Annotated in this window: 9 protein-coding genes; 3 read left to right on the top strand and 6 right to left on the bottom strand. The window is 73.0% G+C overall.

Translation table 11 applies throughout. The annotated features are described in order from the left end of the window. Positions 1-164: 164 nt before the first annotated feature. From ACS3YM_RS05780 to ACS3YM_RS05770, 3 genes are read left to right on the top strand one after another with little or no spacing between them, the layout of a single operon-like run. Positions 165-7,811, top strand: a complete 7,647-nt coding sequence (locus tag ACS3YM_RS05780) for an SdrD B-like domain-containing protein (RefSeq protein WP_439939121.1) — start codon at positions 165-167, stop codon at positions 7,809-7,811. A gap of 11 nt (positions 7,812-7,822) precedes the next feature. Then, the gene (locus ACS3YM_RS05775; protein ID WP_439939120.1) at positions 7,823-8,434 is read left to right on the top strand and encodes a hypothetical protein; all 612 of its coding nucleotides are present in this window, start codon (positions 7,823-7,825) and stop codon (positions 8,432-8,434) included. A gap of 26 nt (positions 8,435-8,460) precedes the next feature. Beyond that, positions 8,461-12,351, top strand: coding sequence for an Ig-like domain-containing protein (locus tag ACS3YM_RS05770; protein WP_439939119.1), 3,891 nt, complete (start codon positions 8,461-8,463; stop codon positions 12,349-12,351). A gap of 90 nt (positions 12,352-12,441) precedes the next feature. Here the strand turns inward: ACS3YM_RS05770 and ACS3YM_RS05765 are convergent, their stop codons facing one another. The 6 genes from ACS3YM_RS05765 to ACS3YM_RS05740 are packed head-to-tail and all read right to left on the bottom strand — an operon-like array spanning position 12,442 to position 17,094. Further along, entirely contained in the window at positions 12,442-13,077 is a 636-nt protein-coding gene (locus ACS3YM_RS05765; RefSeq protein WP_439939118.1) for a GTP cyclohydrolase II, read from the bottom strand. Further along, complete coding sequence (locus tag ACS3YM_RS05760; protein ID WP_439939117.1) at positions 13,074-13,769, bottom strand: RibD family protein; 696 nt, start codon at positions 13,767-13,769, stop codon at positions 13,074-13,076. Before ACS3YM_RS05760 ends, ACS3YM_RS05765 begins: the two co-directional genes overlap by 4 nt. Further along, positions 13,762-14,694, bottom strand: a complete 933-nt coding sequence (locus ACS3YM_RS05755) for a lysylphosphatidylglycerol synthase transmembrane domain-containing protein (protein ID WP_439939116.1) — start codon at positions 14,692-14,694, stop codon at positions 13,762-13,764. Before ACS3YM_RS05755 ends, ACS3YM_RS05760 begins: the two co-directional genes overlap by 8 nt. After that, the gene (locus tag ACS3YM_RS05750) at positions 14,691-15,722 is read right to left on the bottom strand and encodes a glycosyltransferase family 4 protein (RefSeq protein ID WP_439939115.1); all 1,032 of its coding nucleotides are present in this window, start codon (positions 15,720-15,722) and stop codon (positions 14,691-14,693) included. The genes ACS3YM_RS05755 and ACS3YM_RS05750 overlap by 4 nt, the downstream gene beginning before the upstream one ends. Next, entirely contained in the window at positions 15,719-16,114 is a 396-nt protein-coding gene (locus ACS3YM_RS05745) for a 6-pyruvoyl trahydropterin synthase family protein (protein WP_439939114.1), read from the bottom strand. The genes ACS3YM_RS05750 and ACS3YM_RS05745 overlap by 4 nt, the downstream gene beginning before the upstream one ends. After that, entirely contained in the window at positions 16,102-17,094 is a 993-nt protein-coding gene (locus ACS3YM_RS05740; protein ID WP_439939113.1) for a zinc-dependent alcohol dehydrogenase, read from the bottom strand. The genes ACS3YM_RS05745 and ACS3YM_RS05740 overlap by 13 nt, the downstream gene beginning before the upstream one ends. Positions 17,095-17,137: the final 43 nt, after the last annotated feature.

Raw genomic sequence — 17,137 nt, 5'->3', positions numbered from 1 at the left:
CCGCCAGAAGCCTAGGAGCCTCCGTCCGACCGGGCATGCCCAAATCCGGTGGTGCGCACGCAGAGGAGACGGACGTGGGCCCCACGTGGCCCCCCACAATTTGGGGGTACGGATCCACCACGTGCGGCCTACCACGCTGTCATCCGGGCACCGACCATCGAGCCATGAACAGGCATGTCGCGGTCCCGCTCCGGTTCCGGTCCGACCTCGTGCGCATCGTGGTCCTGGCCTACGGGGTCGGCGTGGTGCTGCACCTGGTGCACGCCCATGCGGAGGAGCGCCACGCGCTTCCGCCCGTGTTGCACTGGCTCCGGGACTCGACCCTCGCGGTCCCCGTGGCAGCCGCAGCGGTGCTCCTGGGCGGGCTCGTCGCCCGCCGGGCAGCGCTCTGGGTGTCGGGCAGCGTGCCCGGGAGCGAGCGCCCTGATCCCGGGGCCGATGCCGCGGGCGCCCTCTTCGGTGTCCTGGTCACTGCCGGGTTGTACGCCGGTCTCAGCATCCCCGGCAACATGGTCCACGGGTGGCTCTTCGTCGACCGTGCCCACGTCCACGGCGGCGCGACGGGGATGGCGCACCTGGCCGCCGACGGCGCACTGGTGCTGGGCGCCGCTGCGGTCGTGCTATTCCTCGAGCTCGCGCTGACGATGCTCGACGCATGGACGCGACAGCAGGCCGCCGCCCTGGCCGTCGTCCTGCCGGTGGTGGGGGCGTCGTTCGTCGGTCCGCTCCTCGCCGTGGTCCCGGCCGAGGCAGCACCGCTCACGGCCGGCTGCGCCGCCGACACGGCTGATCGACGCTACGACGTCGCGGCGATCAGCGTCCCGATCCCCTACAACCGGTTCGGTGACGTGGACCCCAACGGCATGGTCTACGTCTTCGAGCAGGACAGGGCAGCGGTGAAGAACTGGCACGTGCCCCTGGCGGCAGACGCCAGCGCAGACCCTGCCGGCAACCGCCGGCTCCGTCCCCGGCCGATCGTCGTCCGTGCCAACGAGGGCGAGTGCGTCGAGGTCACCTTCACCAACCGCCTTGACGAACGTGCTCTTCAGGGCGGGGCCGTCGTCGAGCCTCGGGCGTCCATGCACGTGGACGCAGCGGCCACCTCCGCCGAGCTGGCCGGCGCTCACGTGGGTTTCACCGGCGACTCCACCGTCGGCCGGGGCCAGACCGTCACCTACTACTGGCGCGCACCCGCACGAGAGGGCCTGTACCTCATCCGGGACATGGGCATGTCGGCCGGCGGCGAGGCAGACGGCGGCAGCGTGGCGCACGGACTGTGGGGCGGCTTCGCGGTCGAGCCCGCGGGGTCCGTGTGGCTCGACTCCCACAGCGGCCTGCCTCTCTACCCCACCTCATCCGTCGCACGGATGAGTGGTGAGCTCTACCTCGACGCCGACATCGTCCTGCCGTCGGGGAAGTCCTTCCGCGAGACCGTCCAGATCTCCCAGGACGAGATCCCCGGCGTCGGCTTCGGCTTCAACTACGGCGCCGACGCACAGGGCAACCGCGATCAGCAGCTCTGCCCGGACTGCATCGGCGAGGAGACCTCGCTCTCCTCGTGGACCTACGGCGACCCGGCTGCGGTCAAGCTGGCCAGCGGCATGCCGGCGACCGGCTGGTCCGTCGGCGAGAGTGTCGAGCCCGAGGACTGTCAGGCGGACGACGGTGTCGCCAGGCCGGCGATGCTGATGCCGGCAGGCGTTCCGGGCTCGTGCTGGACCAGCAACGTCAGCCACGCCTACAAGGGCGATCCGACGAAGATCCGCTTCGCCCACGCAGGCGTGAAGGAGACCCACGTCTTCCACATGCACGCCCACCAGTGGCTCGCCGAGCCCCACGACGTCGGCACCGCCGGCACCAACCCCACCAGGCCGAGTGACCAGAGCCGGGCTGAGTCAACGACCATCGACTCCCAGACCTACGGCCCGGGTGACGCCTTCACCGCCGACCTGTTGTTCGGCGCCGGCAGCAAGCCCGGAACCATCGGGGACTCGATCTTCCACTGCCACCTCTACCCCCACTTCGCCGACGGGTTCTGGTCGCTGTTCCGCGTCCACGACGTCCGCGAAACCGGCAGGCTGACCACGCCCGACGGCGTCCGGACCCGGCAGCTCATGCTGCTCCCCGACCGCACTGCGGCCGGGGTCGCCCCGACGACGTACGACGCCCGGACCAACCCCGGCTACCCGCGGTTCATCCCCGGCCAGTTCGGCTGGCGGGCGCCTCAGCCGCCGGACACGGTCAGCGCCCCCGACGGGTCGCCCGCCACCCGCATCGTCGCGGGCCAGGGCCTCACGCCCTCCCTGCTCAACCAGGTGCAGGACATCACCACGACGGGCGGTGGGCCGGACGGATCCTTCACCCTGGGCTACCGGGGCGAGCAGACGAGTCAGCTGGCCTCCCACGCCACTCCCACCGAGATCGAAACCGCGCTCGAAGCGCTCGATGGAGTCGACGACGTGTCCGTGGCGGCGCGCGGGGACACGGGGGGCAGCTGGCGCGTGCAGTTCCTCGCTCCCGCCCGCAACGTGCGCCCGCTCAGCTCCCCTCAGACCGAGGTCGGCATCGAGACGGTCGCGGGCGCGTGGCAGCGCGCGCTCGAGGCCGAACAGGCCGCACAGGCCAACGCCTTCGCCGGCACGGGCAACCAGCCGCGGCCCGGAGCTCCCTTCGCCGACCCGTGCCCCGGCACCGCGCGCCAGGTGACCTACGACGTCGCGGTGCTGCAGCGCGACCTCGTCTACAACGACGACGGCTGGCACGACACCCAGGGCCGGATACTGGTGCTCAGGAAGGACGTCGACGCCATCGTGGCGGGCACCAAGAAGCCAGAGCCGCTGTTCTTCCGGGTCAATGCCGGGGACTGCATCAACTTCAACCTGACCAACCTGCTGCCCAACTGGTACGGCAACGACGCCTTCCAGGTCCTCCAGCAGACCAACATGTTCGGCCAGCACATCCACCTCGTGAAGTTCGACGTGCTCGCCTCGGACGGGTCCAGCAACGGGTGGAACTACCAACAGGCCGCGTTCACCCAGCGCCAGAGCCGCTTCAACGACGCCGTCCTCGACGGGACCCGGTCCTGCACCGCCAACGAGCGGACCGGCGCGTGCAGGATGCCACTGCCAGACCCTGCCGAGTACAACCCCAGCGCCCAGGGCATCTTCCCGGGCCAGACCATCCACGAGCGGTGGTACGCCGACTACGAGCTGCGCACCGTGTTCACCCACGACCACCATTTCCCAGCCGTCGACCAGGGACGCGGGCTCTTCGGCGGGCTCATCGTGGAGCCGGCGGGCATGGACTTCCGCAACTCGCGCACCGGCGCGTACCACCAGCCGGTCAACGACCCGCAGCACGGCCAGCCCTGTGGCACCGCCTGCACCGGCGACGCGGCCGGCACGATGTTCGACGTGATCGGCCCCGGGGCCAAGGACGACTTCCGCGAGTTCGGGCTCGCCTTCCAGGACTTCGTCCCACTCACCCGGGCCGGCGGGAACCCGCAGAACCCGGACGACGTGTTCAACCCCCCGGCGGCGCCGGAGACGTTCGCCGACGACGACCCGGGCGTGATGGGCATCAACTACCGCAACGAGCCCTTCCTCATCCGCGACACCGTCAACGGCAACCCCTCCGACCCGGCACACGTGTTCAGCTCCACCGTCCACGGCGACCCGGCCACTCCGCTGCTCCAGGCCTACGCCGGCGACCCGGTGCGGATCCGCCTGGTCGGTGGCTCGCAGGAGGAACAGCACGTCTTCGGCCTCCACGGCATGCGGTGGCGCGACGAGCCGGACGACCCGGCGTCGCAGTTCTCCTCGTCCCGGGCGCTGGGCGTCTCGGATGCCTTCAACTTCGAGATCCCCGAGATGGACTGCGGGCCCACTGAGGACTGCCGCGGCGACTACCTGTACTCCAGCACGGCCACCGACGACATGTACCTGGGCATGTGGGGGCTCATGCGGGTCTACGGCAAGGGCACGCAAGGCCTGGTGCCCCTCCCGGACAACCAGCCACAGGCCGCGAACGGCAACGTCTCGGCCACGGTGACCGGCGCGCCGCCACCGAAGGCGAACAAGCCCGGCAACGTGTGTCCGACCGGGGCTCCCGTGCGGTCGTTGACGGTCGCGGCCACCGACGCCCGGATCCGCTACAACCGGCAGGGCGACCACGACCCCTACGGCCTGGTCTACGTGGCGGTGGAGCGCGGAGAGACCCTCGAGGAGGCGGTGGCACGCGCCCGGGCCAACCCGGAGCCGATGACCTTGCGGGCCAACGAGGGCGACTGCATCGAGGTGCGCCTGCACAACCGCATCGACCCCGCAGGCGCCTTCGCGACCACACACGCACGCCGGGGTGCCGCCGACGGCGACCCCCGGCTCCCGCTGGAGCCGCCGACCGGCACAAGGGCCGGGTTGCGGGTCTCCCTGCACGCCCAGCTGCTCACCTATGACGTCCGTGGGTCCGACGGCGCCACCGTCGGCTTCAACCGCGACCAGACGGTCGCCCCGGGCGAGGACATCCTCTACCGGTGGTACGCCCCCGACGTCACGCCCGGCGAGCTGGGCACCGTGAACCTCACCGACTACGGCGACGTCCGCGGCCACCGCCACCACGGCCTCGCGGCCGCGCTGACAGTGGAGCCCCACGGGTCGACGTACCACGACCCGTTCACGGGCCAGGAGATCGTCAGCGGCGCCTCCGCCGACATCCGCACGCCCGGTCGACCGGACTTCCGCGAGTTCACCGCGCACTTCCAGGACGGGCTGAACCTGCGCGACGCCACAGGAGCGCAGGTGCCGGACGGCTTCTCACACCCGCCCGCACCAGGCGAGCTGCCCGAGCAGCTCGACTCCGAGGACCAGGGCGAGAAGGGCTACAACTACGCCTCCACGCCCTACCGACACCGACTCGGGATCACCCCCATGGCCGCCGACGCCACCTCACCGATGGTCGGCACAGACCTCGCCGCCGTGCTCAGCTCCACGAGGTACGGCGACCCCGACACCCCCGTGTTCCGCGCGTATGCCGGGGACCCGGTGCGCATTCGCCTCGTCCAGGGCGGGGACAAGCCCCGTCAGCACAACTTCACCGTGCACGGCCACAGCTGGCTCACCGACCCCCACGACCCGCGATCGAACCTCGTCGGCTCGACGGGTGGCCTGAGCGTCGACCGTGCCGTGAACATCCACCTCGACTCGGCCGGCAACGGCCGGCGCGGGGACTGGCTCTACGGCGACACCGTGGGCTTCCACCACCTCTCCGGAGGCACCTGGGGCCTGCTGCGCACCTACGCGCCGCCTCCGGCCGACCCCCTGTTCGCTCCTGATCCACTTGCCTCGGGTGGACAGACGGACGACCCGGCCCGCGACGGCTACCGACCGCTGCTGCCACTGGAGCTCTCCAGGATCACGGTGGACGTCTTCGACGACACGGACATGAACGGCGTCCGCGGCGCCGACGAGCGGCGCGGTCCCGACGTGCGGGTGACGGTGCGTGCCGACGACGGCCGGACCCTCACCAAGCCGGTCCGCGCGGACGGGACGGCGACCTTCTGGGTCGGACGCGGTGCCTTCGACGTGAGCACCGACCTCCCGGCCGACTGGCGGCGCACCACAGGCGCCACGGTCCGAGCCGACGTGTCGGCGGACGGCGCCTCGGAGAAGGTCGCGATGGGACTGGTCCAGCTCGCCGACGTCGGGGTCCGCCTCTACAACGACGAGGACGGCTCGGCGAGCGCCGGAGCCGGCGAAGGTCCGCTGAGCGGCTGGACGGTGACGCTGTCGCGCGGCACCGACAAGCTCACCGCCACCACCGACGCGCAGGGCCTCGCCCTCCTCGACGGCCTCGTGCCCGGCGAGTGGTCCGTCTCCGCGACGCCCCAGGCCGGCTGGGCACCCACCCGAGCGCTGCCCATGAAGGTCGCCGTCGCCGAGAACCAGGCCCGCACGCCGGAGAACGACACGATGCTCGGCTTCACCACGCCGGCCGGGCTGTCGGTCAAGGTGTTCAACGACGCCGACAACGACGGCGTCCAGGATCCCGGCGAGAGCAGCAAGGCCGGCCTGCGCGTGACCGCGCGCGGCGGCCCGCCGGAGCGGCAGGTCACCGTCACCGCGACCACTGGAGCCGATGGTGTGGCGCGGTTCGAGGATCCCGACCCCCTCATCGACGGTCTGACTCCCGGCGCCTGGAAGGTCTCCGTCGCCACCTCCGGCGACTGGTCGCTGGGCACCGGCAGCGCCCGCACCCTGACCGGCACCACCGAGGCCCCCACGCCGGGCTTCACCTGTGCGGCCGACGGATGCTCGACGGTGCTGCTGGAGCACACCGCCCAGGTGGTGACGATGCCGGTCCGCAACCCGAGCTCGTGGCTCGTCGCCACGCCGTTCAACGACGTCAACAACGACGGCGTCCGGCAGGACAAGGAGACCCGCCTCTCCGGGTGGAGCGTCACCGCGATCTCCTCGACGGGCCAGACCGTCTCGCTCGACACCGGCAACGACGGACGGGCCACGTTCTACCCGCTCAGGCCCGGGTCCTGGACCCTGGAGATGATCTCCCCCGAGCGGTCCACCGACGCGAACGTGCTCGACTGGACCTCCACCAACCGCACCGGCTGCGCGGCGTACGGCGACGGGCAGCGCATCTGCACCGTCCGGGTGGACGTGATCGCCGGTGAGGTCGGCACGGGCAGCTTCGGGTTCGTGCAGCTCGGCACGATCGGCGTTCAGGTCTTCCACGACTACGACAAGGACGGCGTCAAGGACGACAACGAGCCCGCCCAGGCCAACCGCACGGTCAAGCTCTACGACGCCACGGGCAAGAGCGTGCTGCAGACCAAGGTCAGTGACACCTACGGGTGGGTCTCCTTCAAGTCCGCCGCCGGCGAGAAGTACCAGGCGCAGGTGGTGCTGCCGACCGGTTGGGTGCAGACAGCCCCTCTGGACAGGCAGGGCCGCCCGATCGCCAAGCTGCCGGTGACCGGCCCGTCCGGGACGACGAGCACGATGGAGGTCTTCGGGCAGTACAACACCGTGGACTCGGTGGCACCGCCTGCGCCGACGAGCAGTGTCCCGCCCGGACGCTACGACCGGGCCCAGACCGTGACGCTCACCTCGGAGACGGGCGCGACGATCCGCTACACCCTCAGCGGCACCATGCCGACCGCGACCACGGGCAACCGATACGCCGGCCCGATCACGGTCAGCTCCCCACGCAAGCTGCGTGCCGTCGCGATCGACGCTGCCGGCAACGTCAGCGACGAGCTGGCGACCGTCTCCGCGGGCTCCACCCTCCCCGGAGCCCAGATCGACGTGGTCGTCCCCGGCACCACCACCGCCACGGTGGGGGCGGGTGCCTGGTCGGTGGTCACCGGCGGCACCCCGACGCCTCCGGCCGGGATGAACCTCGCAGGAGCGTTGCGCTACGACGACTCCCAGCGCCTGCTCCTGCCGTCGGCGTACGTGTCGAAGACCAAGCGGCACGTCGTGGAGGGCGTCGCGACCGTGAGCCTGGCGCCGGCCCAGCGCAACCTCGTCACGCTCGGCGTCGAGGTCGACGGACGCGCCAACCTGACGGGCTCGATGCGGTCGTTGGCCCTCTACGACGTCGCCGCCGGGACGTGGGTGACGATGCTCAGCGACGTGGAGCAGCCGATCACCGACCTGCGCTCGGTCTGGGACGCTCCCGGTGATCCACGCCGGTTCGTGGACAGCTCCGGCCAGGTGAAGATCCGGTTCACCTCCACCCGGTCCGCGTCGTTCGACGTGCGCCTCGACCAGGTCCAGCTGCTGCTGGCCCACCAGTGAGCGGCACGGTCATGGCGCGCCGTGCCCGCCCGGGTCGAGAGGCGTCGCTCCTGCTCGGCACGGTCGCCGTGCTGCTGGTGGCGTTGACGCTCGGAGCGTGGGGCCTCAACGCCGACCGCGGCGAGGGAGCGCACGGGTCGGACGGGCGGTCGGGCCGCGACTGGGTGGCCGTGCCGGGAGGCTGGCTGAACGTCTCGGACGTCACGACCCGGTCGATGGACCACCGGCGGGTCCCGGGGATGGCGACGATGCCCGACGCCGACCCGGTGCCTGCGGGGATGGTGCGGATCAGGGTCGGTGTCGTGCTGGCCGCCGACCGAACCGAGCTGAGGTGGACCGCCGACGACTTCAGCCTCACCGGTGACGCGATCACGTCCGTGGCGCCCCATGTCACGGAGCTCGGCGACGGCGTGGTCCCTGCCGCCAGCGAGGTCTCGGGTGGGCTGGTCTTCGACGTGCCCGAGGAAGCCCGGGGACTGGCGCTGCACTTCCGTGGCGCCGCCGCCGTGCCGGTCGAGGTCGACCTCTCCTCCCCCGGGCACAACGGCTCGCCGACTCCGAGCACCCCGCCTGGCGACGACGACCACGAGCACGACGACCACGAGCACGACGACCAGCACTGACAACCCCTGCCGCCCAGGAGACCACCATGCCCCGAACGATCCCCACCGGACTGCGTGCCGGCCTGCTCCTCACGCTGGTGGCCGCGTCCCTCGCAGTGATCCCCTCGCCCGCCCGGGCAGCGGTCACCTCGATCCCGGAGCTGCCCCGCAACATCGTGCTGTTCCCCGAGCGCGACTTCCTGGCCCTCGAGGGATACCCCGGCTCCACCCCGGTCACGGTCGAGGTCACGCGTGAAGGGGTCCTCATCGGGACCGCCCGCGTCCAGACCTCGGCGGGCGACCCGTCAGCCGAGGTCAACCACCCCGGCGGCGCCTGCTGGCTCGGGGTCACCCCGGACCTCCTGCCCGGCGACGTGGTGCGTGTCGTGGAGTCCACGGACCCGGTCACGGGTGAGCAGTCCGGCCAGGGCACGCACGTCATCGACGTCGACGCCGAGGCGGCGCGCGTCGAAGGCACCGACGTCGTCGTGCGCGGGACCGCGCGCGACCGTGACGGGGCCCCGCTCCCGATCGAGATGCTCGAGCAGCGGATCATCAACCCGGACTTCACCGCGCTGCCGGAGATCGGCCGCCGCGACATCCGGGCGACGTCGGACGGCGCCGGGCTCGGAACCTTGGCCTATGACGCGCCCGGGAGCGTCCACTGGACCGCCCGCTACCCGGGTCTGTCCGCCGCTGCGCGACAGCTCGCTGTGGAGGGCCAGACCCGCATCATGTCGTGGCTGCTGACCGCTGCCGACGGCGGGCGGGCCGGCGTGACGATCCACGAGGTGGGTGAGGCCGGCGGCCCGGGAATGTCCGAGTGCCCGCCCGGGGCGGAGTACGCCGTGACCGAGGCCACCCCCGCGGCAGTCAACGCCGCCGACGTCGGTGTCCAGGACCTGGTCGTCCGGGGCAGGTCGCACGCCGCGAGCGTCGTCGACGTCACTCTCGAGGACGACGACCCGACGCGCCCCCCGCTGGTGTCCAGCACGACACCCCAGGGCGAGTTCCAGGCGTGGTCGGTCACCTTCGCCGCCCAGGACGTGGCCGCGCTGGCCGACGGGACGCTGCGGATCACGGCCCGCTACACCGTTCCCGGCGGACAGATCGGCGGTCGTGACCTGGGCGTGCTCAAGGACGTCGTCGCCCCTGCGGACGCTCCGGTCGCCGACCCACCGGCAGGCACGTACGACGCCCCGGTCACGGTCGCGCTCACCGCGGAGCCCGGCGCGCGGATCCACGTCACGCTCGACGGGAGCGTTCCGGACCGGCGTGACCCGGTGGCCGACACGGTGCGGATCACCACGGACGCCACGCTACGAGCCGTCGCGATCGACGCTGCCGGCAACCGCAGCCCCCGGCTCGAGGCGGCCTACGTCGTCGCCACCCGGACCGGAGACGCGGATGCGGCCGGACCCGCGCGACCCGACGCACCACCGACCACCGGAACCGTTGCCCAACCGCCGCGCATCCCCCAGAACGTCGTGGTGTTCCCCGAGCGCGACTTCGTCGTGGCGGAGGGCTACCCGGCCGGGGAGGCCCTCAGCTTCCGGGTCCTGCGCCACGGCGTGCGAGTCGCTGAGGCCGCGGCGACGGCGGCGGCCGGAGACCCGTCGGCCGAGGTGAACCACCCGGGTGGGGCGTGCTGGACCGGGAGCACCCCCGACCTCCGCCCCGGCGACGTCGTGCAGGTGCTCACCGACGACGCTCCCGGACTCGAGAAGGGCGATGCGACCACCGTGCTCGGCGTCCGGGCCGAGGCCGCCTCGATCGACGGGGACCGGGTGGTGGTGCACGGCACGGCCATGGGCGCCGACGGCGTGCGACTTCCTCTGGACCTCCTGGAGCAACGGATCATCAACCCGGACCTGGTCGAGACGTCGGTGGGCAGGCGCGACGTGCGTGCCACCAGCGACGGCGCAGGTCTCGGCACGCTCGTCTGGGACCAACCGCTGGACCCGACGAACGGCGCCTGGACCGCGACCTACACCGGGCTCGCACCCGACGTCCGTGACCTCGTCGTGGCCGGTCAGACGCGCATCATGGCCTGGCAGGCCGTCGTCGGGGCGGAGCGCGCCGGGTTGACCATCTTCGAGGTGGGCGAGGCCGGAGGACCGGGAATGGGAGGTTGCCCCAGCGCAGCGCCGTACGCGGTCACCTCGTCCAGCGTGCCCGCGGTCACCGCGGCTCACGTGGCGTCCGGCGAACCGCTCCTGGTGCACGGCGTGAGCCCCGGCGCCGCCCCGCTGTCCGTGCAGCTCGCCGACCCCGCCGGGTCGGCGGAGGGAGAGGTCCTCGCGAGCAGCGGCGAGGGCGTGTGGTCGGCCCGCTTCCCGGCCGCCGCCGTGGCCGCGCTCGCCGACGGACCGCTGACCGTGTCGGCGTCGTTCGACGGCGACGTGGCCGCACGCTCCCTCACGCTGCCCAAGGACACCGTGCTCCCGGCCGCGCCGGTCGCCTCGCCGGGCTCAGGGGTCTACCGCGTGGACCAGCTGGTGACCCTGTCGACGCCCACCGAGAAGGGCCTCGCCGTCCACTACACGACCGACGACGAACAGGCGGGCGTCGACGACGCCCGCTACAACGGCCCGGTCTCGGTGACCGAGGACACGACGCTGCGCGCCGTGGCGGTCGACGAGGTCGGCAACACCAGCACGGAGGCCGCCTTTGTCTACCGGATCCGCGTCCCGTTGCCGCCGACTCCCGCCGACCTCGCCCTCGACCCGGCGAGCGACAGTGGCACGCAGGGTGACGGACTCACCCAGGACGCGACGCCGACCTTCGTCGGGACGGCATCCCCGGGCGTCACCGTCGAGACGCTGGTGGACGGCGCCGTCGCCGCAACCGGCTCCGTGACGAACGGCGAGTTCGCCGTGACGGTGGAGTCGCCGCTGGCCGACGGTGCGCACGAGGTTCGCGTCCGGGCCAAGGACTCCGCCGGCCGCACCAGCGCGCCCAGTGCGGCGTTCGCCCTGGTGGTCGACACCGCGGCACCGTCCGTGTCGATCACCGACGGTCCGAGCGGGCTGACCACCGACACGACTGCGCGCTTCGCTTTCACCACCGACGACGCCGGTGCGAGCGCCGAGTGCTCGTCCTCGGACCTCGGCACGGGCTGGCAGCCCTGCACCTCGCCCGCTGCCTACGGCCCCCTGCCAGACGGCACGTACACCTTCAGGGTCCGGGCGACGGACGCGGCGGCCAACGTGTCGGTGCAGCGGTCGCGGTCGTTCTCCGTGGATTCCACCGCGGTGCCGGCCCCCACCCCGGCGGTGTCGCTGCCCGGCAACGGGCAGGTCCAGGCGACGACCATCCCGGTCCGGGTGACCTGGCCCGGCTCGACCGCCACCGACCTCGCCCGCTACGAGCTGCACTACCTCGCCGACGGTGGCGCAGCCACGGCGGTCGCGCTGACCGACCCCCTCGCCACCACTGCGCTGGTCCCGCTGCCGCCGGGAGCCACGACGTGGTCGTTCCGGGTGACCACGGTGGACCGGGCGGGCAACCGCGCGCAGGCAATCGGACGCGGGTTCGTGCTGAGCGCGGCCCAGGAGACCTCGACCGCCATCTCGTGGAACCCGGTCCCCAGCGCCACCCGGTGGCGGCTGGCCGCCGTGACGGGCGCCTATGGGGGGAGCCTCCGCTTCGACTCCCAGGCCGGTGCCACGGCGACGTACACCTTCACCGGCACTGCCGTGCAGTGGATCGCGGCTGTGGGTCCCGACCGTGGCCGAGCCGACGTCCTGCTCGACGGCGTCCGTGTGGCCACGGCCGTCGAGCTGCACAGCACCACCCTCCAGACCCGCCGCGTGATGTTCGCCCGCAATGATCTCGCGGCCGGCCCCCACACGCTCCAGGTCCGGGTCACCGGCCAGAAGCTCGGCAAGTCCAAGGGGACCAGGGTCGACGTCGACGGGTTCACCTCGACACGCTGAGACCGCGAGGGGCCCGGCGCGGGTGTCCCCCCCACCCCCCCATGCGCCGGGCTTCTCGCTTGGACCGAGCGGTTCCCTGTCCGGAGGGCGTCAGAGGCCAGGCAGGTGCAGCACGTGCCCGCCGGCGGCCTTGGCGGCGAGGTAGCCGAGGTTGACCGGGCTGACGTGCAGGCCGGTGTGCACCCGGCGTACGACGGTGAGCCCGGCCGCCTCGAGCTGGTCGACCTTGTCGGGGTTGTTGGACAGCAGGTCCAGCCGGTCGACGCCGAGCGCGCCGAGCATCTGCACGGCGACGGTGTAGTCGCGCTCGTCCTCGGCGAAGCCCAGCGCGAGGTTGGCCTCGTAGGTGTCGAGGCCGTCCTCCTGCAGGGCATAGGCGTCGATCTTGTTGTAGAGCCCGATGTCGCGGCCCTCCTGGCGGAGGTAGAGCAGGTAGCCGCCCGTCGCGGTGATCTGCGTGATCGCCTCCTGCAGCTGGGGTCCGCAGTCGCACCGCGCGCTGCCGAGCACGTCACCGGTGAGGCACTCGCTGTGCAGGCGCACCAGCGGCACCCCACTGCCCGCCTCCCCCAGCCCGATCGCCACGTGCTCGCGCCCGTCCACCAAGCCGTGGAAGGTGAACATCCGCGCCGGCACGGACGACCCGTCGGCGAGCCGCAGCGGCAGCTGCACCTCACGTCGTACGACGGCGGGCGGCACGCGATCGGGCAGGGGTTCGACGCTCATGCGGACTCCTCGAACCGGGATGAGAGGGCGTAGCGCAGGAGCACCACGTCGCCGATCTGGCGGGTCTCGGCGAGGGTCGCCCGGTGGCCGGCGTTCCACGGGAAGGCGCCGTCGCCGACGAAGCGGCGGGCCTGCGAGCTGCCGACGAAGAACGGCGCGACGACGAGGTGCAGCTCGTCGGCGGCGGCCGAGGTGAGGAACTGTGTGTGGACCCGGGCGCCGCCCTCGACCATGAGGCGGCGTACGCCGCGGTCGTGGAGGTCCTCGGTCAGTCGCCCGACCTCGACGCTGCGGCCGCCGTCGACCACGGTCGCGACCCGGGAGAGCCGGCTGCGGGCGCCGTCGACGCCGCCGCTGGCGCAGTAGACGAGCTTCTCGCTGTCGCCGGTGGTGAAGAAGTTGCTGGCCGCGTCGAGCCGGGCCTCGCGGGTGACGGTCACCTTCGCCGGCGACGCCGGGAGGCCCCGCGCCCGGCGCTGCTCGCGCAGGCCGGGGTCGCGGACCACGAGCCGCGGGTTGTCGTCGCGCACCGTCCCGGCGCCGACGAGGATCGCATCGCACTCCGCCCGCACCCGGTCCACCCGGCACAGGTCCGCCTCGTTGGACAGCACCAGCCGCTCCTCGGTCGCACCCCCGAGGTAGCCGTCGAGCGAGATGCTGCAGCTCAGGATCGTGTAGGGACGCTCAGGCATGGACCCTCTCCTCCTCCGGGACACGGGCGACGGGCCGGCCGGCCGCGTCGCGCAGCAGTACGACGACGCCCGGCAGGTTGGCGACCAGCACGATCGCGCCGTAGGCGACCGCCGTGGCCACCCCGGTCCCGGCGCCGAGGCCGGCCGCGGCGAACACCCAGGCGGCCATCCCCTCGCGCGGTCCCCACCCGGCCAGGTTGAGCGGCACCCCGGCCATGACGAGCACCGCGACGGCAAGCGGGACCAGCTCCGTCAGGGGTGCGTCCACCCCCACGGCCCGCGCGGCCAGGACGTAGGTCGCGACGTAGCCGGCCATCGTCACCAGCGACGCGAGCACGACTCCCGGCCAGGACCGGCGGACCAGGAGGGCCAGCCGCACGTCGTCGCGGACCACCCGGGCTGCACTGCTCCACCACGTGTCGACGTCCGGCGCGCGGCGGAGCGCCAGCACCACGAGGACCGCGACCACGACCACCGCCACCACGGCCCACGGCAGGACTGGACGCACCGGGGACGGCAGCACCGCCAGCACCGCGACCGCCACGACCGCCTGGACGACCTGTCCGGCGAACCGCTCCCACGCCACCGCGCGGAGCGCGCGTCCGGTCGCCCCGGTCGCGCGCCCGTGCACCACCCCGCGGTGCACGTCGCCGAGGACGCCGCCGGGCAGGACCGTGTTGAGCAGCTGCGCGCGGTAGCAGGCCGCGACGGCCGCGGGAGGTGCCACCGCGACGCCGAGCTCGCGCGCGACCAGGTGCCAGCGCCAGGCGCACGCCACCGTCGTCACGACCGAGATGAGCACGCCCCAGAGCACGACCGTCAGGTCCAGCGCCCGCACCCCGTCGACGACGGAGTCGCTGCCCACGCGCCACAAGACGACAGCGAGGATCAGTGCGCCGGCGAGCCACCGCCACGACGTCCTCATGCCGCCGCCCGGCGTACGACGTCGGCGACGAGGCCGGCCGTGACGGACCAGCCGGTGAGCTCCGTTCGCCGCTCCCTCGCCGCGGCCCGCAGGTCGTCGCGCAACGAGGCGTCCGTGAGCCAGCGACGCAGCGCCGGGGCCAGTCCGCCCGGTGCCACCAGCAGGCCGGCGCCGCCGAGCGCCTCGCGCACCCCGCCCACGTCGCTCGCCAGCACCGGCAGCCCGCGCGCCAGCGCCTCGGTGACGACCATGCCGTAGGTCTCGGACCTGCTCGGCAGGACCAGCAGGTCCGCGGCGGCGTACGCCGACTCGAGCGCGTCGCCCGTCAGAGGGCCGACCAGGTCGACCCGGTCGGCGAGGCCCACCTCCACCGCACGCTGCCGGAGCCGCGCGACGAAGACGGGGGCGACCGACGTGGACCCGACGCACGCCCACCGCCAGGCCAGGTCGCGGACGTCGGACAGCGCCTCCAGCAGCACGTCCTGCCCCTTGACGGGCGTGAGGCTGCCGACGGTCAGCAACGAGCCGGCCTGGCCCTCCGAAGGGACGACGGGGGCCAGGTCGACGCCCGGTTGCGCGACGTGCACGACGCCGGCGTCGAGGTCGTACTCGCGCAGCAGCCACTCGCGGCACCACGCGCTCGGCGTGACGACCGAGGCTGCCGCAGTGACCACCTGACGCTCGGCCGACCGCGCGTCCTCGTCGTCGACACCCACCGGCAGGTGCACCAGCAGCACCACCCGCAGCCGCGCGCTCGCGGGGACCAGCACCGACGGCAGCCGGGACGCGAGGAGGCCGTCGACGAGCACGAGCGCGTTGTCCGGCAGGCCGCACAGGGCGCGATCGAGGCCGTCGGCGCCGCGCGCCGCCGACCAGGGCCACCCGCCCTCCACCTCGACGAGGCCGACCTCCCAGCCAGCTTCCGACAGCGCGGCGTGCAGCCGGCGGTCGTAGGTGTTGCCGCCGCTCGCACGCTGCGGGTCGTCGACGCCCCGCGGGACGACGAGGTGGAGCATGCCGGCCGTCACAGCGACCGCTCGTAGCTGGCCCACGCGACGTGGGACTCGTGCAGGGTGACGACGATCCCGTTCACGTGCTCGGCGGCGCCCATCGCCCCGGCGGCGACCTGCTCGGCGAGCCGGTCGGCCACGTGGCGGGCGAGCACCTCGGTCGTCGTGTTGGTCCCGGCGAAGGCCGGGTCGTCGTCGAGGTTGCGGTAGGACAGCTCCCCCACGACCGCCTTCAGCACCTCGGTCGCGCGGCCGATGTCGACGAGGATCCCGTCGGCGTCGAGCGCCTCGCCGCGGAAGGTCGCGTCCACGACGAAGGTGGCGCCGTGCAGCTGCTGTGCGGGCCCGAACACCTCGCCGCGAAAGCTGTGGGCCACCATCATGTGGTCGCGGACCGTCACGCCGAACACGGGGGCTCCTCGTAGGTCACGCCGTGGCACAGCGCCGGCAGCTCGCGCGAGACCAGCCGCGGCATCACCTCGGGCAACGACTCGAAGGCCGACTCCCCCGTCAGCAGGCAGCCGAAGGCCTCGTCACGCAGCAGCTCGAGCGCGAGCGCGAGCCGCTGCGAGGTCGTACGACGGTCGCGGCGCGCGGGTGCCACGCGTCCCACCTGGCTGGCCCGCAGGGTGAGCCGCCCGGAGTGGAAGCTGCCGCCCAGCTGGATCGTCGTCGCCCGGTCGCCGTACCAGCTGAGCTCGAGCACGGTGCCCTCCGGTGCCAGCAGGTCGACGGCCGTCTGCAGCCCGGCCGAGGTCGCACTGGTGTGCACCGCGAGGTCGCACCCGCCGGCCGCGTCCTCGGGCGCGGCGAAGTCGACGCCCAGCGCTGCGGCGACCGCGGCACGCGAGGCGTCGACGTCCACCAACGTCACGCGGGTGCCCGGGACGCGCGACGCCAGCCGCGCCACGCTGCAGCCGAGGACACCCGCGCCGACCACCGCGACCCGGTCGCCCACCAGCGGCGGCGCGTCCCACAGCGCGTTGACCGCCGTCTCCACGATGCCGGCCAGGACGGCCCGGCGCACCGGCACGCCGTCGGGCACCTCGACGACCGCGGAGGCCGGCACGACGTACGCCGTCTGGTGCGGGTGCAGGCAGAAGACGTTGCGGCCGAGCAGCTGGTCCGGGCCGTCCTCGACCTGCCCGACGTTGAGGTAGCCGTACTTCACCGGCCCCGGGAAGTCGCCGTCCTGGAACGGCGCCCGCATGATGTCGTACTGGTCGGCCGGCACGTGACCGCCGAAGACCAGGCTCTCGGTGCCGCGACTCACCGCCGACCGCAGCGTGCGGACCACGACGTCGCCCGCTCCCGGCTCGGGCAGCCGGACGTCGCGGATCTCTCCGACTCCCGGCTCGCGGAGCCAGAACGCCCGGGCCTCTCGCTGCATGTGTCACCTCGTGCGGTTCGTGAACCGGAACGGTGGGCGTCTC

It is taken from the genome of Nocardioides sp. N13(2025), assembly GCF_051912545.1.
In the GTDB taxonomy this organism is placed as follows: Bacteria; Actinomycetota; Actinomycetes; order Propionibacteriales; family Nocardioidaceae; genus Nocardioides.
The sequence above is the reverse complement of the archived record's forward strand: the minus strand, read 5'-3'. Positions and strand labels throughout refer to the sequence as shown.

Coding starts and splice junctions, on each gene's coding strand:
- ACS3YM_RS05780 (WP_439939121.1), top strand. CDS start 165: ATGAACAGGCATGTCGCGGTCCCGCTCCGGTTCCGGTCCGACCTCGTG.
- ACS3YM_RS05775 (WP_439939120.1), top strand. CDS start 7,823: ATGGCGCGCCGTGCCCGCCCGGGTCGAGAGGCGTCGCTCCTGCTCGGC.
- ACS3YM_RS05770 (WP_439939119.1), top strand. CDS start 8,461: ATGCCCCGAACGATCCCCACCGGACTGCGTGCCGGCCTGCTCCTCACG.
- ACS3YM_RS05765 (WP_439939118.1), bottom strand. CDS start 13,077: ATGAGCGTCGAACCCCTGCCCGATCGCGTGCCGCCCGCCGTCGTACGA.
- ACS3YM_RS05760 (WP_439939117.1), bottom strand. CDS start 13,769: ATGCCTGAGCGTCCCTACACGATCCTGAGCTGCAGCATCTCGCTCGAC.
- ACS3YM_RS05755 (WP_439939116.1), bottom strand. CDS start 14,694: ATGAGGACGTCGTGGCGGTGGCTCGCCGGCGCACTGATCCTCGCTGTC.
- ACS3YM_RS05740 (WP_439939113.1), bottom strand. CDS start 17,094: ATGCAGCGAGAGGCCCGGGCGTTCTGGCTCCGCGAGCCGGGAGTCGGA.